The organism is Micromonospora vulcania (genome assembly GCF_042658605.1).
In the GTDB taxonomy this organism is placed as follows: Bacteria; Actinomycetota; Actinomycetes; order Mycobacteriales; family Micromonosporaceae; genus Micromonospora; species Micromonospora vulcania.
Map to the genome: position 1 here is coordinate 93,139 of NZ_JBHSQS010000015.1, position 19,861 is coordinate 112,999.

Annotated in this window: 15 protein-coding genes; 6 read left to right on the top strand and 9 right to left on the bottom strand. The window is 70.1% G+C overall.

Going from position 1 to position 19,861, the window contains the following annotated elements; genetic code table 11:
• Positions 1-19: 19 nt before the first annotated feature.
• Positions 20-1,447, bottom strand: coding sequence for a DHA2 family efflux MFS transporter permease subunit (locus ACFQGL_RS23210; protein WP_377514461.1), 1,428 nt, complete (start codon positions 1,445-1,447; stop codon positions 20-22).
• A 105-nt stretch (positions 1,448-1,552) separates the two neighbouring features.
• On the opposite strand from ACFQGL_RS23210, the gene ACFQGL_RS23215 reads away from it, so the two are divergent.
• On the top strand, positions 1,553-2,236 hold the full coding sequence (locus tag ACFQGL_RS23215) for a TetR/AcrR family transcriptional regulator C-terminal domain-containing protein (RefSeq protein WP_377514513.1): 684 nt from the start codon (positions 1,553-1,555) through the stop codon (positions 2,234-2,236).
• Positions 2,237-2,533: 297 nt separating this feature from the next.
• Here ACFQGL_RS23215 and zwf read toward each other — a convergent pair whose 3' ends face one another.
• Entirely contained in the window at positions 2,534-3,913 is a 1,380-nt protein-coding gene (gene zwf / locus ACFQGL_RS23220; RefSeq protein WP_377514462.1) for a glucose-6-phosphate dehydrogenase, read from the bottom strand.
• A gap of 221 nt (positions 3,914-4,134) precedes the next feature.
• Between zwf and ACFQGL_RS23225 the strand changes: the two genes are divergently transcribed.
• Positions 4,135-5,730 carry a beta-N-acetylhexosaminidase gene (locus ACFQGL_RS23225; RefSeq protein ID WP_377514464.1) on the top strand — a complete coding sequence of 532 codons (1,596 nt, stop codon included), beginning with the start codon at positions 4,135-4,137 and terminating at the stop codon, positions 5,728-5,730.
• A gap of 57 nt (positions 5,731-5,787) precedes the next feature.
• Here the strand turns inward: ACFQGL_RS23225 and ACFQGL_RS23230 are convergent, their stop codons facing one another.
• Genes ACFQGL_RS23230 through ACFQGL_RS23240 form a run of 3 tightly spaced genes read right to left on the bottom strand, consistent with a single transcriptional unit; the run spans position 5,788 to position 11,830 of the window.
• Entirely contained in the window at positions 5,788-8,568 is a 2,781-nt protein-coding gene (locus ACFQGL_RS23230) for a hypothetical protein (RefSeq protein WP_377514465.1), read from the bottom strand.
• 14 nt (positions 8,569-8,582) lie between these two features.
• Positions 8,583-10,151, bottom strand: a complete 1,569-nt coding sequence (locus ACFQGL_RS23235; protein WP_377514466.1) for a hypothetical protein — start codon at positions 10,149-10,151, stop codon at positions 8,583-8,585.
• Positions 10,148-11,830 (bottom strand): hypothetical protein, encoded by a 1,683-nt coding sequence (locus tag ACFQGL_RS23240; protein ID WP_377514467.1) that lies wholly within the window; start codon positions 11,828-11,830, stop codon positions 10,148-10,150. The genes ACFQGL_RS23235 and ACFQGL_RS23240 overlap by 4 nt, the downstream gene beginning before the upstream one ends.
• A gap of 168 nt (positions 11,831-11,998) precedes the next feature.
• On the opposite strand from ACFQGL_RS23240, the gene ACFQGL_RS23245 reads away from it, so the two are divergent.
• The 3 genes from ACFQGL_RS23245 (at position 11,999) to ACFQGL_RS23255 (ending at position 15,310) form a co-directional block, all read left to right on the top strand.
• A complete protein-coding gene (locus tag ACFQGL_RS23245; RefSeq protein ID WP_377514468.1) occupies positions 11,999-12,448 on the top strand; it encodes a helix-turn-helix transcriptional regulator in 450 nt (149 codons plus the stop codon).
• 5 nt (positions 12,449-12,453) lie between these two features.
• Positions 12,454-12,864: a VOC family protein gene (locus ACFQGL_RS23250; protein ID WP_377514469.1), complete on the top strand. Its 411-nt coding sequence runs from the start codon at positions 12,454-12,456 to the stop codon at positions 12,862-12,864.
• 67 nt (positions 12,865-12,931) lie between these two features.
• Positions 12,932-15,310, top strand: coding sequence for an ATP-binding cassette domain-containing protein (locus tag ACFQGL_RS23255; RefSeq protein ID WP_377514471.1), 2,379 nt, complete (start codon positions 12,932-12,934; stop codon positions 15,308-15,310).
• Positions 15,311-15,388: 78 nt separating this feature from the next.
• Here the strand turns inward: ACFQGL_RS23255 and ACFQGL_RS23260 are convergent, their stop codons facing one another.
• Positions 15,389-15,901 carry a hypothetical protein gene (locus tag ACFQGL_RS23260; protein ID WP_377514472.1) on the bottom strand — a complete coding sequence of 171 codons (513 nt, stop codon included), beginning with the start codon at positions 15,899-15,901 and terminating at the stop codon, positions 15,389-15,391.
• A 697-nt stretch (positions 15,902-16,598) separates the two neighbouring features.
• Complete coding sequence (locus ACFQGL_RS23265) at positions 16,599-17,144, bottom strand: AAA family ATPase (RefSeq protein ID WP_377514473.1); 546 nt, start codon at positions 17,142-17,144, stop codon at positions 16,599-16,601.
• Between the two features lie 57 nt (positions 17,145-17,201).
• On the opposite strand from ACFQGL_RS23265, the gene ACFQGL_RS23270 reads away from it, so the two are divergent.
• The gene (locus ACFQGL_RS23270) at positions 17,202-18,245 is read left to right on the top strand and encodes a tyrosine-type recombinase/integrase (protein WP_377514474.1); all 1,044 of its coding nucleotides are present in this window, start codon (positions 17,202-17,204) and stop codon (positions 18,243-18,245) included.
• Here the strand turns inward: ACFQGL_RS23270 and ACFQGL_RS23275 are convergent.
• Positions 18,210-19,013, bottom strand: coding sequence for an MBL fold metallo-hydrolase (locus tag ACFQGL_RS23275; RefSeq protein ID WP_377514475.1), 804 nt, complete (start codon positions 19,011-19,013; stop codon positions 18,210-18,212). The genes ACFQGL_RS23270 and ACFQGL_RS23275 overlap by 36 nt on opposite strands.
• Entirely contained in the window at positions 19,010-19,810 is an 801-nt protein-coding gene (locus ACFQGL_RS23280) for an alpha/beta hydrolase (protein WP_377514476.1), read from the bottom strand. The genes ACFQGL_RS23275 and ACFQGL_RS23280 overlap by 4 nt, the downstream gene beginning before the upstream one ends.
• Positions 19,811-19,861: the final 51 nt, after the last annotated feature.

Here is a 19,861-nt window from a genome sequence, read left to right on the forward strand (position 1 = left end):
CCGCCGAGCGGCGCGGGCCTCAGGCCGCGACCGTTGCCTCGGCGACCTGTTCGGCGTCGGGGCGTAGTTGCGGTGTGGCCAGGGAGATGACCAGGTTGAGGATCGCGAACACGGCGGCGATCAACAGTCCGCGGTGGAACCCGTCGACCAGGGCCTGCTGCTGACTGGCGCCGTGGCCGAGGGCGTCGGTGACGTGGGTGATGGACAGGGTCGTGACGATGGCCAGGCCGAGCGCCCCGCCGACCTGGTACACGGCGGTCACGACCCCGGAGGCGGCACCGGCCTCGTGGTGCTCGACGTCGGAGATCGCGGTGATCTGGGCGGGTACGCCGAGTGTGGTGATCCCCAGCCCGAACAGCAGCAGGCCGGGTAGCAGTTCGGTGGCGTACGCGCCGGTGGCTCCGGCTCCGGCGAGCAGCAGCAGGCCGACGACGCTGAGCAGCGCGCCGATGAGCTGCATGGTGCGGGTGCCGAGCCGGTGCACCAGTTGGGTGGCGATGGCCGCGCCGGCGATGGCGGTGGCGCCCATGGGCAGGAACTGCAGGCCGGCGGTCAGCGGTGACGCGCCGCGAACCTGTTGCAGGTAGAGCGCGGTGAGGAAGAACATCGACAGGAACGCGGCGCCGTTGAGCGCCAGCGCGCCGCCGGACACGCTCAGCGCCCGCGAGTTGAACAGCCGCAACGGCACCAGCGGCGCGGCCGAGCGCGCCTCGACGCCGACGAAGACGACCAGCAGCGCCACGCCGCCGATGAGGGCGGTGAGCACCTGCGCCGAGCCCCAGCCGGCGGACTCGGCGCGGACCACGCCGAAGACGACCGCGAGCAGACCGGCGGTGCCCAGAACGGCGCCGAACGCGTCGAAGGTCCGCGGGCCGGGCTGGGTGTGCCGCACGGCCGCCACGAAGGTCGGGACGATCGCCACGAGCGCGATCACGATGGGTACGTTGACGAAGAACACCCACCGCCAGCTCAACGAGTCGACGAGCAGGCCGCCGGCCACCACGCCCAGCGTTCCGCCGAGCCCGGCGAGCGCACCCCAGATGCCCATCGCGATGGTGCGTTCGCGCCCGTGGGCGAACGTGACGGTGAGGATGGCCAACGCCGCGGGGGACAGCAGCGCGCCGCCCAATCCCTGCACGGCGCGCGCGGCGATCAGCAGCTCGGGTGTGGTCGCCAATCCGGCGAGCAGGGACATCGCCCCGAACACCGCGAGGCCGATGAGAAAGACGCGGCGGGCGCCGAGCAGATCGGCGGCGCGTCCGCCCAGGAGCAGGAGACCACCGAAGAGCAGGGTGTACGCGCTGATCACCCATTGCAGGTTGTCGGCCGTGAAGTTCAGGTCGGTCTGGATGTCGGGCAGCGCCACGTTCACGATCGTCACATCGAGGATGACGATGAACTGCGCCACCGACAGGACCGCCAGTGTCGCCCAGGGATTACGTCGCATTGCCTACCTCACCGTGGAAGGGGGACGTCGCACATCGCGTCGTCTACGCCGTACGCATACAACGTATACCTCAGGTCTACGGAGTAGACTAGCCCCGTGGCGAGTATGAGCAGGAACACCGGAACCCAGCCCCGGCTCGACCCGGACAAGATCGTCGCCAGCGCCCTGCGCATCGCCGACGCGGAGGGTCTCGGCGCGATCACCATCCGCCGGCTGGCCCAGGAGCACGGGGTCACGCCGATGGCGCTCTACCGGCACTTCCGGGACAAGGACGACCTGCTCGACGCGCTCGCCGCCCGCCTGCTCGCCGACGTCGACCTGCCCGAGGCGAGCGCCGAGCCCTGGGACCGGCAGATGCGTGGCATCCTGGCCGCCTGCCTCGACGCGATCCGTCCGCATCCCACCGTCGCCGGGCTCCTCCCGACCCGGGTCCTGCTCTCCGAGCCCGGCCTGACGTTGGTCGAACGCACCCTCGCGCTGCTCGCCGAGGCGGGCTTCCCGCCCGAGCAGGCCACCGAGGTCGGCAGTCAGGCCCTCTGCTCGCTGGTGACTCTGGTGACCACCGAGCCCGGTGCCACGGAGAGCACCGATCCGCAGACCCGGGACGACGCCATTCGCGCCAAGCGGTCGGCGCTGAGCGCCCTCGCACCCCAGCGTTACCCGCACGTCGTCGCGGCCGCGGACGCGCTGACGCTCTGCACCGACCGGGACACCTACTACGAGTTGGGTGTCGAGTTCGCCCTCGCCGGCATCCGCGGCATCAGCGCACAGAGCCGGCCGAGGCGCTGATGGCCGCGGGCTACTGAGCCGCCGCCCGCCAGACCCAGTTACGCCGGTCGTACAGCGGCGTGAGGCCCGCGCGGAGCATGTTGTTCAGCGACGAGTTCGACGTACCCGGGGCGGGTCTTCCGGTCTCGGCGGTGACCCACCGGCAGCCGGCCGCCGCGGCGGCGCTCGCCCTGGCGGCCAGCAACGCCGACTGCGCACCCCGGCCGCGGTGCGCGGGCAGGGTCGCGCCGGAGTTGAGCGAGCCGACGGTGCCGTGGATGAACAGGACCCGACCCGCGGGATGGTCGGGGAGTGCCGCTACCGCAGGTGCGGGGCGTGCCAGCCACCGGCGAGGGTGTCGGCGTCCGCCGGACCCCAGGTGCCCTTGTCGTACGACTGGACGGGCGTCGGCAGGTCCAGGATCGGCTCGACGATGCGCCACTCCTGCTCGATGGTCTCGGCGCGGGCGAACCGCAGGTGCTGTCCGTCCATCGCGTCGTCGAGCAGCCGCTCGTACGCCTCCTGCCGGCGTCCCAGGGCCGCGCCGAAGTCCACGGACAGGTCCACCGGTCGGCTCGCGACCTCGGCGCCCGGGCTCTTGGCCTGGATCGACATCGTGATGCCGTCGCCCCGGCCGAGCCGGAACCGCAGCAGGTTCGCGGCCGTCGCGGCTCCGCCCTCGGCGGGGATGAGGGTGCGCTGCGGCTGCTTGAACTCGACGACGACCTCGGTTGCCGTCGCGGGCAGGCTCTTGCCGGTACGCAGGTAGAAGGGCACCCCGGCCCAGCGGGGCGAGTTGACCGTCAGCCGGGTGGCGACGAACGTCTCGGTGTTCGACCCCGACGCGACGCCCGGCTCGTCGCGGTAGCCGGCGTACTGCCCCCGCACGGTGGCCTGCGGCGCGAGCGGCTCGATCTGCCGCAGCACCGCGACCTCCGAGGCGTTGAACGCGTCGGTGTCCTCGGACGCCGGCGGCTCCATGGCGATCAGCGCGACGACCTGCAGGATGTGGTTCTGCAGCACGTCGCGGGTGGCGCCCACGGTGTCGTAGAAACCGGCGCGACCCTGGGTGCCGAAGCCCTCGGCGAGTGTGACCTGCACGTTGTCGATGTGCTCGTTGTTCCACAGCGGCTCGAACAGCCGGTTGGCGAACCGGAAGGCGTAGAGGCCCTCGACGGCTTCCTTGCCGAGGTAGTGGTCGATGCGGAACACGCGCTCGGAGTCGAAGGCGGCGCGCAGCGTCCGGTCCAGCTCGTGCGAGGTCGTCAGGTCGCGTCCGAACGGCTTCTCCACGATCACCCGACCGCGCTCGGCCAGGCCGACCGCCGCCAGGCCGTCGATGACGGACCCGAACACCGCCGGGGGGATGGCCAGGTAGAAGATCGGTCGCTCGGCGTCGCGCAGACGCTCGGCCAGCCGCTGGTACGTGGCGGGGTCCGCGTAGTCACCGGAGATCATCGAGAGGTTCCGGGCCAACGCGTCGAAGGTCTCGTCGTCGACCTCGTCGTTCGCCTCGTTGACCGACTTGCGGGCGGTGGTGACGAGCTGCTGGTCGTCCCAGGGGGAGCGGGCCACACCGATCACCGGGACGTCGAGGCGACCGCGCCGGGTCAGCTCGTACAGCGCCGGGAACAGCTTCTTCGAGACGAGGTCTCCCGTGACGCCGAACAGCACCACCGCGTCTGAGCGCACGTTCATCGTACTTCCATTCGATCTTGTGACCTGATCTTCCATCCGGGCAACGGCACGGCCGGGCCGGAGATTCCCCGCCCCCGGGCGCACGTGAGGTCGGCGACAGCGCCGCGCCCAACGTCGGTCCGCCCCGGCACAACGATTAGGAAGGTTTACAGTCCCGGCGGGGGGCGGGTAGGTTCAGGCCTGATCGATACAGGTCGATCGCAACCCGCCTGGAGGTACCCGTGCGTCGCCGACACACCCTGACGCGGCTGCTGGCCATCGCCGCACTCGGACTCCCGTTGACCCTTCCCGCCGCCCCGGCCGCCGCCGCGCCGACCGTCGGGACCCGGCAGCTCAGCGACGTGATCCCCGTGCCGGTCGAGAGCCACCCGGACGCCCAGAGCGCGTTCCGGCTCGGCCCGCTGACCGTCATCCGCACCGCCCCCGGCTCGCTCGCCGCCTGGCAGGTCGGCCGGCAACTCGCCGCGACACTGCGCCCCGCGACCGGCTACCCGCTGCCGGTGCTGCCCGTACGCTCCACGCCGCTGCCCGAGATCGCCCTGGTCCTGGGCGCCACGGACGCGCGCGTCGGCCAGGAGGGCTACCAACTGGACGTCACCCGCCGTGGCGTGACGATCCGCGCCAACACCCCCGCCGGCCTGTTCGCCGGCACCCAGACGCTGCGCCAACTGCTGCCCGCCCAGATCGAGGCGTCCAACCGGCAGCGGATCACCTGGACGGTGCCCGGCGGGCGGATCGTGGACTACCCGCGCTTCGCGTACCGGGCGGCGATGCTCGACCTGGCGCGACACTTCCACACCGTGGACGAGATCACCGCGTACGTGGACCTGCTGAGCCAGTACAAAATCAACTACCTGCACCTGCACCTGACCGACGACCAGGGCTGGCGGATCCAGATCGACTCCTGGCCCCGGCTCACCACCGTCGGCGGCGGCCCGGGCACCGGAGTCGACGGCGTCGGGCCCGGGTTCCTCACCAAGGCCGACTACAAGGCCGTCGTCGCATACGCCGCCGCGCGGCACATCACGATCGTTCCCGAGATCGACATGCCCGGGCACACCAACGCCGCCCAGTCCACGTACGCCGAGCTCAACTGCGACGGCGTCGCCCCGGCACCGCGCACCGACATGGCGGTCGGCTACAGCTCGCTGTGCATCGACGACGAGTTGACCTACCGGTTCGTCGAGGACGTCATCCGCGAACTCGCCGAGATCACCCCCGGGCCGTTCCTGCACATCGGCGGCGACGAGGCGCACGCCACCACCGATGAGGACTACCGCACCTTCGTCGAGCGGGTCCTGCCGCTGGTCAGCAAGTACGGCAAGCGCGCCTCGGGATGGAACGAGATCATGCGGGTCGACCCGTCCACCGACGTGGTGGCGCAGTTCTGGGGCACCGGCACGACCAACGCCGACCTGGCCCGGGCCGCCGCCCGGGGCAACAAGGTGATCATGTCGCCGGCCAACAAGAGCTACCTGGACATGAAGTACGACCCCAGCACCCGGCTGGGCCTGCAGTGGGCCGCCTACATCGAGGTGCGGGACGCGTACGGCTGGGATCCGGCGCACCGGGTGGCCGGTGTCGGTGAGGACGCGATCCTCGGCGTCGAGGCGCCGCTGTGGTCCGAGACGCTGCGCAGCCTGGACGACATCGAGTACATGGCGTTCCCGCGCCTGCCCGCCATCGCCGAACTCGGCTGGTCCACGGCCGCCAGCCACGACTGGGAGTCCTTCCGGGTCCGGCTGGGCGCGCAGGCACCCCGGTGGCGCCTGCAGGAGGTCAACTTCTACCCGTCCCCGCAGGTGCCCTGGATCTGAACCGGTACGCCGTGGTGGGTCGGGTCGCGCCCACCACGGCGTGCCGCCGTTCGTCGCTCACGCCGGCTCCGGGTTCAGCTCGGCGCCGGTCTGCAGGTAGATCAGCGTCGTCGGTGTGCTGACCTCCCACGGCTCGTCCACGGCGATCTCCTCGCCCGGGCGGTCCAGGGCGTCGCCGATCAGGTCCTCGATCGGCGGGTACGGGTTCGTGCCGTCGCGCCACGGGCGGGGGATCAGCTCCGGAATCTGCGAGGTCTCCAGGTAGTTCCCGACCGCGTGCTCGTAGCCGGCCCGCACCGGCACCGTCACGCGGGCGGCTCCGGCCTGCAGGAACGCCTCGTGCACGAGGTCCGAGCTGGTCCGCGTGCGCAGCGTCGCCCAGCGCTCCCGGCCCGCCCACTGGTACGGGTAGAACAGATAGACCATGTTCTCCCACTCGAACAGGTCCTCGCCGAACTGGATCTGGTCCGCCTCGGCGGTGATCTCCAGACGGTCGATGCGGGGGGCTTCGTCGTCCGCGAAGCTCAGTGCGCCGAACTGGTCGAACTCGTGCCCGAACAGCACGCTCTGGCAGGCCCGCTTCAACTCCAGTTGCTCGGTACGCCGGTTCATCTCCGGTGGCTGCTCGGAGCGGTACACCGCGCGGGCCAGCCGCAGCCGCTGGTCGTTGTCGTAGGCCGCCAGCTGCGCCAGGTAGCTGGCGCGGATCGTCTCGTACGCGCGCAGCCGCCAGGCCTCGTAGGCGGCGTCGGTGCGTTCGCAGCGCACCCGCACGACGACGGTGAGGCCGCCGCGTTGGTCGGCGCTGATCCCGACCGGCAGCGGGCCGGGCAGCACCTGGTCCAGCTCGACGACGTTCTCGCCGTCGGTGCCGTCGTTGTCGGTGAAGCGGGTCTCCCCGATGGCGATCTGCACAGCCTGGGGCGGGCTGCCCTCCTCGGCGGTGTACTCGCCGTCCTCCAGCCCCCAGGTGGTGCTCACGTACGCCACGGTGGCCTGGTAGCCGGTCGGGACCATGACCTCGCCGACGTACGAGCTGTAACCCCACTCGGGTTGGGACTTGTCGGTGGAGTTCTGGGCGTAGTCGAACGGCCGTGCCGGCGGGTCGGCGAACGTGAGGGTCGCGAACACCTCCGGCTCGGGCGGTTGTTCGACGCCGACCACGTTCCAGCGCGCGGCCTTGTCGGCGTAGTTCTCCTCGTTGAGGTCGGCGACCTCCAGGAACCAGCCGGCCGGTTTGGCGACCGCGCCGCCCTCGTCACTGCTGCGCTGCGCCAGATCGACCAGTACGGCGGCGGGTTCGGGCACGATGAACTGCAGCAGCAACCTTTCGCCGTAGTTGTAGACCTGCGCCTGGTCGACCTTGGTGAGCCAGCGGTAGATGCCGGTGATGTTGGCCGACCCGGCGGCGTTGTCGAACCGGTGCTCGTTCGTCTCGGTCACCCGGGTCGTGCTGGTGATCGTGCGACGCTCGGAGACCTCGTCGCGCAGCAGCTCGGACGCCTTGTCGGTGAGGTTCTTGGAGTACGAGACGGCCGAGCTCATGCTGCTGGAGGTGGTGGTGGACCGGTCGGCGTTGATGTCGACGCCGGCCTGCACCGGGCCGAAGCCGCCCGAGACGCTGACTCCCAGGGACATCGAGGTGCTCTGGGTGGACGCGGTGGTGAGCGCGCGGTCGAGGCTGTTCTGCTCGGTGGTCTCCAACTCCTGCGTGGTCTCGGCGATCGACTGGGTCGAGGTGGTGACCGACTCGCGGGTGCTGGTGTCGACCACGTGGGTGCGCCCGCGTACCTCGCTGGCCAGCACGTTCTCGACGTGCGAGATGTCGCCGAGGTCGTACCGCAGATGCGCCGTGCGGATGATCATGAGGTCGCCGCGGCCGGCGACCCGGGCCTGCGCGCTGAGCACCGGTACGCGCGGCGGCACGTACTCGATGTCGTCGCCGATGTCGATGGGCCCGTTCTCGACCAGCCGCCCCGACGGGTTGGCCCGCCGGTCCGCGCGGCGGCGGGCCGCCTCGCGTTCACTGTCGAAGATCTTGCGCAGGGTACGCAGCCTGGTGGTGGGTGCCGCGCCCAGTTCGGCGCCGGCACGGGCGGTCACCTCGATGACCGGGCCGAGGTCGGCGAAGCCGGCCGCCTGCGCGTCGGCGAGGGTCGGGTCCGGGTTGCCGGTGACGCGTGCCCGGGTGAGCAGGCGCCCCGCGTGAGCGACCAGGTCGGCGAACTGCTCGGCGACCGCGAGGTCGGCGTCGAGCTGCGGGGCCGGCTTCGGCGCCGGCGGCAGCGCCAACTCGCGATCGCCGATCAACCGGCGGACCAGGCAGGCGTCCTCGGCGGTGCTCAAGGCCAGACGGATCAGTGTGGCACCGCGCAGCAGCCGCACCAGGACGGTCGAGGTCACGCCACGCGGTCGGCCCAGGAACCGACCCAGGGCGATCATGTCCACGGTCCACCGGCTGAGCGTGACCAGCGCCCCGCGCAGCTGCTCCGGGGCAACCTGCCGCTCGGCTGCCCACGCGTTGATGACCTGACGCAGCTTGCCGACGGTGAGGTGCGCGTCCACGGCGGCGCGTCGCAGCAGTGCCAGGGCGAGCCGCCCCAGGTCTTCGAGCCGGTCGTCCTGCTCCTTGCGCCGCTCGACGTACAGTGCCTGGGCCTGCTCGACGTCGCGGCTGCTCAGCGCGTCCTTCACCGGCGGCGACCAGGTGTCACGAAAATCCAGGACCGCGTTGATGATCGTCGGTCCGGTGCTGCAGGCGCCGTCGTCGGTGGCCGCGGGGTCGCCCGCGCGGCGCACCTGGACGAAACGGAGCGCGGCCTGCGGTGTGGTGGGCATCAGCGGTCCTCCAGTCACAGTTGGGGCAGGCGCAGGGCGGTCGGCATGCCATAGCCGTCGACCTGGCTGTTGAGCCGCTGCACGAGCCGGTTCCAGGCGTCGGTCGTGTCCGCTGTCGAGGCCAGCGCCCGCTGCCAGTCGTCCTCGTGCAGCGCCGCCATCAGCTCGGCCAGGGTCCGCTGGTCGAACGCGACGACCGGCTCGGCGGCGCGGTCGATGTCGGTACGCAGGAACGGCTGCGCGGTCGCCCCCGAACCGAACGTGAAGTCCTGCGCGCGCGCCGCGTAGTCGTAGGCGGCTTCCTCCGCGACGCTCGGGACCAGGCGGTTGCCCCGCCGGTCCAGGCGGGTCACGCCGCCCATCATCCGTCCGGCGTACAGGTCGGTCATGGCGTGCTCGGGTGGGGAGAGCAGTTGCAGGTTGCCCGGCTCGGACGCGCCGGTCAGCATGGACAGACGACTGCTCCATGCCTCCTCGTCGAGATTCCTGCGCAACTGCCGGACCCAGCGCTGCATCTCCCGGATGAACCGCTGCGGTCTCGCATGCTCCCACTCGTAGACGCGGATGGCGACGTTCCGCGCCGAGGGCAGCGCCATCGCGGTCTCGAACAGCTCGTCACGCGACAGCCGGTAGTACGGATCACGGCCGTAGCGGCTGCCCAGATCCTGCGGGTCGCCGGTTGGCGTGGACGTGCTGCGGCCATGGTGGTCCCACAGCCGTTGCAGCTCGTCGGTGTCGGCGGTCAGGATCCGCTCGTCCTGCAGCCGGGCCGCCAACTCCCACCGCGCCTGCTCGACGGTCCGGGCACTGGGCGGTCCCTTGTCGAACGAGAAACGGTAGATCGGCGCGTCCCCGCTGGAGATCATGTGCGCGATCTGCACCTCGGACATCTGCAGGTCGGGGTCGTAGTCCCAGGCGTGCACCTCGTCGTAGCTGCGGACATTCAACTCCCGGAACAGCTCCGGCCCGCGGGCCGTCAACGGGATCTCCCGACCCCACACCCGCGACGCCAGCACCATCCCGATCGACCGGTGCCCCCGGCTGGTGACCACCGGCCCGTACGCCGGGTAGCGCAGGCCCGGACCGACCGGCGCGTTCATCGGCAGCACGTTCAGCTCGTCCGGCAACTCGACGTGAAAACCCTCGTGGTACCGGTAGGAGCCATAGGACACACCACCGTCGAACGGCGTCGCGACCACCCTGAAATCGGCGTAAGCCCGCCGCAACGCATCGACGTAACGCGCCGGATCAGACGTACGCAGCAGCGTCGCGGACGCCTCGCCGAGCAGCGCCTCGACGATCCCCGCCAGCAGCGAACCGTCGCTCGCGCTGGCCAGGAACCCCTCCGGTGACAGGGACGGAACGTCCCGGCGTGCCGCCTCGAAGGCGTGCTGCAGGAACCCGGACCGCAGGCACACCCCGGACCGGTCCATGAGCTGCTCGGGATCGCGCAGAAAAGCCGTCGCCACGCCGTCCCCGCCCAGCAACGCCCGAGCCTGCGGCGTCATGCGCTGCAACTGCCCCATCAACACCAGCCGCTCCGGCACGGACAAACTGGCGGCACCGGCCGGCAGACGCGTCATGGCGAACCGCCCTCGACGCGTTCGATCAGTGACCGGGCCAGCTTGGCGTCGCCGGGCACCGCGGCCTGCGCCGCCTCCCGCAGGCGCCGCGTCGGATCGCCGCCGAGGGAGGTGACCCGCCGACCCGAGGCGAGCAGTGAGTCGACCACGCGTTCGGCGACCTCGGGAAGGAGCACACCACCGAGGGTGATCGCGGCCTCGATGCCACCCATCGGCTCGCCGTACAGGTTCTTGCCGGTCAGCACATACGACGCCACGCTGCCCAGATCCCGCAGGTCGTACATGACCTGCAACGGCGGGAACGGCACGAACTCGCCGACCGCGACGAGAATGTGCATGAGTTCCTCGATCGTCGCCGGCCGGTCCGACAGTTGGGCCTCGGTGTCGAACTCGCCGTCGCCGATCATCAGCGGCACGTCGTCGAAATGGTCGACGACCGTCTCGCGGTACTCCAGGATGTCCTTGATGTCGGACCTGCTGGCCTCGCCGAGCGGCAGATCCACGGTCACCCGCACGTTCTTGGTACGCACCACGGTCAGCCGGAAACACGGCGCGGAGCTCGCGGTCTCGTCCGGCGGCTCCACCGACGCCGCGCCGTCCGGATCCAGGAAATCAAGGCGATAGACGAAGCGATCCTCCCCGCTCGCCGGGTCCACGCGGATCTGGATCGGCACCGGTGCCGTCTCCGGCAAACCACCGAGCCACAGGACGTACGTGTCGAGCAACTCCTTCAGCATCGCGAACACGGCTTCGTCGATGGTCTTCGCCGTCTCGTACAGCCAGGTCGGCTGCCAACTCCACGGGGCCACCTGCGGCAGCCGACGCAGGTCCGGCTTCAACAGCACCAGGTCGACGCCGTCCGGGCAGGTCTCCTGCACGGCCACCGGCCGCGGCTCGCCCAGGGCCCGGCTCATCGCCACCGCGTTCGCCACGATGTCCGGCTCCGCCAGCGGTACCGGACGCAGCGGCGCGCCGAGCGGCGGCAGTGTCAGCGCGGAACCGTGCCGCTCGAACTCGACGCGGAGCGCCTGGTCACAGGTGACGGTGCCGTCACCCGGCCGATACGCCGCCCGCACCACGCTCAGGGCGGTGTCGCCGAGCAACGGCCGGGACTCGAACGTCACGCCGGGCGCCGCCGCGATCCGCAGCGACATCGCACTCCAGTGGAAGATCGCCGCCGGGTCCGTCGCCGGGTTCGTGCCCGCCGGCGTGTCGGTGATACCGAAGCCACGTGCGGGCGCGAACGCGTACCCGAAGGGCAGCGGCTCGTACTCGACCGGCTCGCCGCCCCGGGGGAGCGCGACGCTCTGCGCCACACCACCGAGCGTGTGCGTGACGGCCAGGTCGAACACGAGCGGACGCGCGGACGCGAAATCCAGCACCGTCACGGCGGACGCGCCGAGCGACCGGCCCAGCGACGCCGCCGTCGCCACCTCGTAGTACCAGCCCGGCAGATAGACGACAGAGATGTCCTCCGGGCCCAGGTACCGCACGTGCAGCACATTGCTCATCGCGTCGACGCAGACGAACACCGGATCGACCGGCGACCCCCGGCACACCTCCGCCCAACGCCCGCCGACGTGGTCCGGGGCATCCACTGCCAACCACACATCGGCCAGCAGGCCGTCCAGATGCCGCACCGCCGCAGCGGCTGCCTCGAGGTCGGCGGCGTAGCCCATGGCCGGAGGCTAGCCGCGACGGGCCGGCGACACTGTCGCCCAAGCGCCACCCGCACGGTACGGGTACCGACCCACCCACCGAGCCCACCCCGGCACGAACCGACACGAAGCCGCCCACGCCGCCACCAACGCTGGGCAACTCCGGTACGACGTGGCACGATTTCGCAGGTGACCAGCAGAACCGCCACGGAACAGCACCTGCGCGACCTCGCGCAGCTACGCCGCGTCCGCGACCGGATCGACCGGGAACACGCCAAACCACTGGACGTCGAAGCGCTCGCCCGCGGCGTCAACATGTCAGCCGGGCACCTCAGCCGCGAATTCCGACGCGCCTACGGCGAATCCCCGTACGCGTACCTGATGACCCGCCGCATCGAACGCGCGATGGCGCTACTGCGACGCGGCGACCTCAGCGTCACCGAAGTCTGTTTCACGGTCGGCTGTTCGTCACTGGGCACCTTCAGCACCCGCTTCACCGAACTGGTCGGCGTACCCCCCAGCACCTACCGCAGCCAGACAGCTCCCACCACCGCGGAGATGCCGTCCTGCGTCGCGAAACAGGTGACCAGACCGATCAGGAATCGAGAAGCCCAGGTCAAGCAGCCGCAACTAGCCTGAACGCCATGGACATCACCATTCACTCAAGCTTCCTGCCGCACACCGACCCGGACGCCTCCCTGGCCTTCTACCGCGACACCCTCGGCTTCGAGGTCCGCAACGACGTCGGCTACGGCGGCATGCGCTGGATCACCGTCGGCCCCGCCGGCCAGCCCGGCACCTCCATCGTCCTGCACCCGCCGACCGCCGACCCCGGCATCACCGACGACGAGCGCCGCACCATCGCCGAGATGATGGCCAAGGGCACCTACGCCACCGTCGTCCTGGCCACCAAGGACCTCAACGACACCTTCACCCGCATCGAGGCCAGCGGCGCCGAGGTCATCCAGGAGCCCACCGACCAGCCGTACGGCATCCGCGACTGCGCCTTCCGCGACCCCGCGGGCAACCACATCCGCATCAACCAACTCAGCTGAGCCACCAGCACAGGCGACGCCGACGGGGGACCGCGACCAGCGGTCCCACCCAACAGATGGAGACACGATGAGCAGGGCCACGCAGTCGCCTGCGCCGCACGACGCCGACAGCCACGACCTGATCCGCGTGCACGGCGCACGCGAGAACAACCTCAAGGACGTCAGCATCGAGCTGCCCAAGCGCCGCCTGACGGTCTTCACCGGCGTCTCCGGCTCCGGCAAGAGCTCGCTGGTGTTCAGCACCATCGCCGCCGAGTCCCAGCGGATGATCAACGAAACCTACAGCAGCTTCCTGCAGGGCTTCATGCCCACCCTCGCACGCCCGGACGTCGACGTCCTCGACGGGCTGACCACCGCGATCATCGTCGACCAGGAACGGATGGGCGCCAACGTCCGCTCCACCGTCGGCACCGCCACCGACGCCAACGCCATGCTGCGCATCCTGTTCAGCCGACTCGGCACACCACACATCGGCTCACCCCAGGCGTACTCCTTCAACGTCGCCTCGATCAGCGGCGCGGGCGCGGTCTCCATGGAACGCGGCGGACAGACCGTCAAGGAACGTCGCAGCTTCAGCATCACCGGCGGCATGTGCCCCCGCTGCGAGGGCCGCGGCTCGGTCACCGACATCGACCTGACCGCCCTCTACGACGACACCAAATCGCTCAACGACGGCGCGCTCACCATCCCCGGCTACAGCATGGACGGCTGGTTCGGCCGCATCTTCAACGGCTGCGGGTTCTTCGACCCCGACAAGCCCATCAAGAAGTTCACCAAGCGCGAACTGCACGACCTGCTGCACAAGGAACCAACCAAAATCAAGGTCGACGGCATCAACCTGACCTACGAAGGCCTGATCCCCAAGATCCAAAAGTCGATGCTCGCCAAGGACGTCGACTCCCTGCAACCCCACATCCGCGCCTTCGTCGAACGCGCCGTCACCTTCACCACCTGCCCCGAATGCGACGGCACCCGACTCTCCGAGGCAGCCCGCTCCTCGAAGATCAAGGGCATCAACATCGCCGACGCCTGCGCCATGCAGATCAGCGACCTCGCCGAATGGCTACGCACCCTGGACGAACCATCCGTCGCCCCCCTGCTCACCACACTGCGACGCACCCTCGACTCGTTCGTCGGGATCGGCCTCGGCTACCTCGCACTCGACCGGCCCTCCGGCACCCTCTCCGGCGGCGAAGCCCAACGCATCAAGATGATCCGCCACCTCGGCTCGTCACTCACCGACGTCACCTACGTCTTCGACGAGCCCACCATCGGCCTGCACCCCCACGACATCCAGCGGATGAACAACCTCCTGCTGCAACTGCGCGACAAGGGCAACACCGTCCTGGTCGTCGAACACAAACCCGAGGCCATCGCCATCGCCGACCACGTCGTCGACCTCGGCCCCGGCGCGGGCACCGCCGGCGGCCAGGTCGTCTTCGAAGGAACCGTCGACGGTCTCCGGGCCAGCGACACACTGACCGGACGCCACCTCGACGACCGCGCCACCCTCAAGCCCACCGTCCGCACCCCGACCGGCACCCTTGAGGTACGCGGCGCCAACACCCACAACCTGCGCGACGTCGACGTCGACATCCCCCTCGGCGTCCTCGTCGTCGTCACCGGCGTCGCCGGATCCGGCAAGAGCTCCCTGATCCGCGGATCAGTCGCCGGCCACGACGGAGTCGTCTCCATCGACCAGGCCGGCATCAAGGGCTCCCGACGCAGCAACCCCGCGACCTACACCGGCCTGCTCGACCCCATCCGCAAAGCCTTCGCCAAGGCCAACGGCGTCAAACCAGCCCTGTTCAGCGCCAACTCCGAAGGCGCCTGCCCCACCTGCAACGGCGCCGGCGTCATCTACACCGACCTCGCCATGATGGCCGGCGTCGCCACCATCTGCGAGGAGTGCGACGGCAAACGGTTCCAAGCCTCCGTCCTGGAGCACCACCTCGGCGGCCGCGACATCAGCGAAGTCCTCGCCATGTCGGTCACCGAAGCCGAGGAGTTCTTCGGCGCCGGCGACGCCCGTACGCCCGCCGCCCACGCCATCCTGCGCCGCCTCGCCGACGTCGGCCTCGGCTACCTCACCCTCGGCCAACCCCTCACCACCCTGTCCGGCGGCGAACGCCAACGCCTCAAGCTCGCCACCCACATGGCCGAGAAGGGCGGCGTCTACGTCCTGGACGAACCGACCAGCGGCCTGCACCTCGCCGACGTCGAGAACCTCCTCGGCCTGCTCGACCGACTCGTCGACTCCGGCAAATCGGTCATCGTCATCGAACACCACCAGGCGGTCATGGCCCACGCCGACTGGATCATCGACCTCGGCCCCGGCGCCGGCCACGACGGCGGCACCATCGTCTTCCAAGGCACACCCGCCGACCTCGTCGCCGCCCGCTCCACCCTCACCGGCGAACACCTCGCGACGTACGTCGGCAACTGACCTGTCGTTCCGGGGCGCAGCACGCGTCCCGGAACGACGCTGGATCACCGTGGGGGAGTACCCCAACGCGTCGAGTCCTCAGACCGCCGTTCCGGGCGGCGACTTGAACAACGGCGTCGCCTCGGCACGGTAACCACCACGCCCGCCCCGCAACGCGCTCGCCGCGATCCGAATCAGATCGATGTTGACCCCGGCAGCGCCACTCGGGTCATGCACCTTCAGCTTCACGTCGAGGCTCACCGCCATCGCGCCCCAACCCTGCGCCTCGACGTTCAGGTGCGTCACCTTCTGCGACCCGAGCTGCGACAGATACCCCAGCGGAGCCATCTGCACCTTCTCAGCGGCCGTCGCCGACAACGCGTTCAGCTTGGACTGCTTCTTGGTGTTGGGGTTCTCGACCAGGTTGCGAAAGTCCTCCGTACCACCCAGATTGACCTGGTAGGAGCTGACCAGATCCAGGCCCCGTTCCTCCAGCAGCCGCAGCAGCGCCTTGTGCAGCACCGAGGCACCGAACTGGCTGGCCAGGTCATCACCGAGCAGCGGCAACCCCGCCGCCTCGAACCGTCCCAGCCACAGCGGATCGCGAGCCAACGCGTCCGACGTGGTGTTGATGAGGGCGCCGCCGCGATCCGATCCACCTCGGTCGCGTCGACAAGGCCCCTGGTCACCGGCACATCCATCCGGGGGAGAGCACAGTCGAGCCGAGGGAAGTTGTTGGGCGGCAGGAAGATCGCTTCGCTCAGGTCCTTGCCGACCTTCTCCGCAGACCTGGCGAAGGCAGCGACGAAGTCGATGTCACCCACCCCGAGACCATCGATCACCGGCCGGTGCACACCCACCAGAGCGCCGGTCTGACGGTGGAGAGCGATTCCCTGCACCAACGCCGAGGTGTTGTTACCGGCACCCACAACCGCGACCCGCACCCGTTCGATCATGAACGCGAGCGTACGACAGGCGGTCCCGGAGACCTGCCCACCTGGGGGAGCATCCTCAGTCGACGGACCGCCCCTCGCGGCGCGGGCGTTCTCAAGATCTACACACGTTCGGGGCCGTTGCTGCCTTCCGTGCCGCCGCACGCAGCAACGCCCCTGAACGTGCGCGGATCATCGCGTCAGCGCGGGGCGAAGGCGCGGCCTCGGAAACGATCCGCAATCGAACACCGACCGGTGTGGCCAAGCGGGAGCCCCGTCCGCGGATTATCAGCTCGCGAGCCTCTTCCCACCGATTCGATAATGCACATTATGTAAAGTTGAGCGATCTGACCGTCCCCCCGGCAGGGGCGCGGCGCTCACGACCGCAGATGTTGCTCGATCAGCGCGACCCGTTCCCGTACCGGGCCGGCCGGCACGTCGATCAGCCGGTGCCCGTACGCCTCGTACACCCGTTGGTGCACCTGGGCGAAGGCCAGCGACTCGGCGTAGTCGATCTGCCGCGCGGCCGTGCGTGTGACGAAGCCCAGCGGGGCGATCAGGAACACCAGTCCCCGATAGATCCCCTGTCGGGTGATCCGGTCCAGTTCGGCGGCGAGGTACGGGCCGACCGGTCGGCCAAGGTGGCGGGCCAGCGCGAGGGTGCACAGTGGTGACCGGTCGTGGATCTGCACCGCGCCTCGCGCATCGGCCGCGCTGCGGCGTTGGCGCTGGAGTCGGGCGACGGCGTCGACGAAGTCCGCTTCCCGCCAGGGTTCGGCGGATCCCTGCGCCTGCCGGGCGGCGATGACGTCGGTGGCCGCCTCCCGGACCACCAGGTGCCCTCGGCGGCGCAGCGCCTCGATCAGGGTCGTCTTGCCCGCCCCTGGTGCTCCGGTCAGGACGTGCCGCCTCGGTTCGGTCACCGCACTCCCCTCTCGTCGCCTTGCCGACCAACACGAAAATGCTGCATAATATCCCTTATGCATGAAAAACAGGACGAATCGCTCACGGTGTTGATCGAGGAGTTCCTGACCGCCCGGGCGACCCGCAAGCCCTCCCCGCACACCCTGGCGGCGTACCGGCGGGACCTGTGCGCGGTGGCCACCCTGATCGCCGAGGATGGCACCACTCCCCTCCCCCTCGACAAGTTGTCGATCACGGATCTCTCCCCTCGGGTGATGCGGGCGGCGTTCGCCCGGTTCGCGGCGCCACGCGCTGCGGCGTCGGTGCACCGGGCCTGGTCCACCTGGAACAGCTTCTTCACGTTCCTGGTCGCCGACGGTGTGGTGGCGGGCAATCCGATGCCGGCCGTCGGTCGGCCCCGGGCCCTGCTCCCCCAGCCCAAGCCGTTGCGCGGCGCGGACACCCCCGAGGTGCTGCTCGCCTCGGTGGCGCGTGAGGACGGTCGGCAGCGTGACCCGTGGCCGGAGCGGGACGTGGCGGTCCTGGCGGTGGCGCTCTGCGCTGGCCTGCGCCTGTCGGAGCTGCTCGCGCTGCGGGTCGACTCGTTGTGCGGTCGGGCTGGTGAGCGGCGGGTCGAGGTGGCCGGCAAGGGCGGGCGGCCTCGGGTGGTGCCGATCGAGGCGGATCTGGACCGGGTGCTGGATGACTATCTGGACAGTCGGTCCCGGCGGTTCGGGGCGCGGTCGGTGCGTCCGGACTCGGCGTTGCTGGTGGATCGGCATGGTGAGCCGCTGCGCCGTGGTGGGCTCCAGTATCTGGTGGAGTCGTGTTATCGGCGGGCGGGCATTGGTGACCGGGTGCCGCGGGGTGCGCGGTTGCACGCGTTGCGGCACACGTTCGCCACCCGGTTGGCCGAGGACGGGGCGAGTGCGGCGGAGATCATGCGGTTGCTGGGGCACGCGTCGTTGGCGTCGTCGCAGACGTACATCGAGGTGACGGCGGGTCAGCAGCGTGAGGCGGTGCGGGCCAACCGTACCAATCGGGCGCTGCGGGCGCTGGTGCCGTCGGGTGACGGTCCGGTGGGGTCAGGCGGTGATGGTGGTGGGTTCGCCGAGGGGTAGCCAGCGGATGGTGTCCCGGACGGTGGGTGGGGCGTCGGCGAACGCGCGTTCGATGGTGTCGCGGGGTTCCTGGAAGTGCTGCCAGCCCTCGTAGTGCACGGGGATGGTGGTGTGTGGGCGGATCTGGGCGCAGAGTCGGGCCGCTTGTCGGGCGGTCATCGAGTAGCGCAGTGGCCCGGTGATGGGGAACCGTACGCCGCCGAGGTGCAGCAGGATCGTGCCGACGGGGATGCGGGTGGCGACGTCGCGTAGGCCGCGGTGCGGGACGGTGTCGCCGGTGATCCAGAGGGCGCCGTGGCGTTGTCCGGCCCAGGTCAGGGCGAAGCCCATGACGTTGCCGACGATCGGGGCGCTCAGTGGTGGGCCGTGTCGGCAGGGTGTGGCGGTGATGTCGATGGTGGGTCGGGTGGGGTGTGTCAGTCGGGTGCTCTGCCAGTTGCGCAGGCCCTGGGCGTGGTGGTGGAGCCGGCGTGCGCCGGAGGTGGTGGTGAGCACGGTGGGTACGCCGGTCAGCAGGGCGCGGCCGGTGTCGTCGAGGTTGTCGCCGTGGTGGTCGTGGGTGAGCAGGACGGCGTCGATGGGGCCGAGGGTGGCGGCGGGGATGGCGGGGCCGGTGGTCTTGACCGAGGAGGTGCCCCAGCCGAAGGTGTAGCGGCGGCCGGGTGGGTCGAAGGTGGGGTCGGTGAGCAGTCGCCAGCCGCCGATGTCGATCAGGGTGGTGGGGCCGCCGATGTGGGTGATCCGCAGTGGTGGTTGGGCGGTGGTCATCTGGCGTGCCGTAGGGCCCAGTCCAGGGCGTCATCGGCGATGGTCTGCCAGCCCTGTTGGGCGGGGAGCAGGTGTGCGTACCCGTCGTAGAGCTTGACTTCGGTGATGGTGTCGCCCTGGTAGTGGCGGGCGTTGGACTGCTGCACGCTCGGCGGCATGATGTGGTCCTTCGAGCCGGAGATGAACAGCAGGGGCGCGCGTTGGTCGTTGTGGTAGTCGACGGCGATGGCCTGGGGGCCGGGTAGCAGGTTGGCCAGGACGCTGTCCCAGAGGATGCCGCCGGCGGCGGGGATGGCGTAGCGCTGGTAGAGGGCGCGGGACTCGTCTTCGTCGAAGGTGTTGGTGAAGGCGTAGTGCCATTGTTCGAAGGTGAATCCGACGGCTCGGTGTCGGTTCGCGGGGTTGCGCAGTACGGGGAACGTCGAGCGTAGCTGCGAGAACGGGGTGATGGCGACGCCTTCGGTGGGTGCGGAGTTGAGGGCGACGGCGCTGGTGCCGTAGCCGCGGTCCAGGAGCACCTGGGTGAAGGCTCCGCCGGCCGAGTGGCCCATGATGATCGGTGGTGTGGGTAGCGCGTCGAGGACCGTGGTGAGGTGCTCGATGATCTGCGGTGCGGTGAGTGTCTCCAGGGGGCTGGGGTCGGCGTTGAGGGCTTCGACTTCGGCGTCCAGGCCCGGGTAGGTGGGGGTGAGTACCCGGAAGCCCTTGTCCTGGTAGTGGGTGACCCAGTGTTCCCAGCTGCGGGGGGTGACCCAGAACCCGTGGATGAGGACGATGGTGTCGGGCGTGTCGCTCATGTCGGCTCCGTGGTGTCGGTGAGTTCACCCTAGACACGGTGGCGGTGCCGG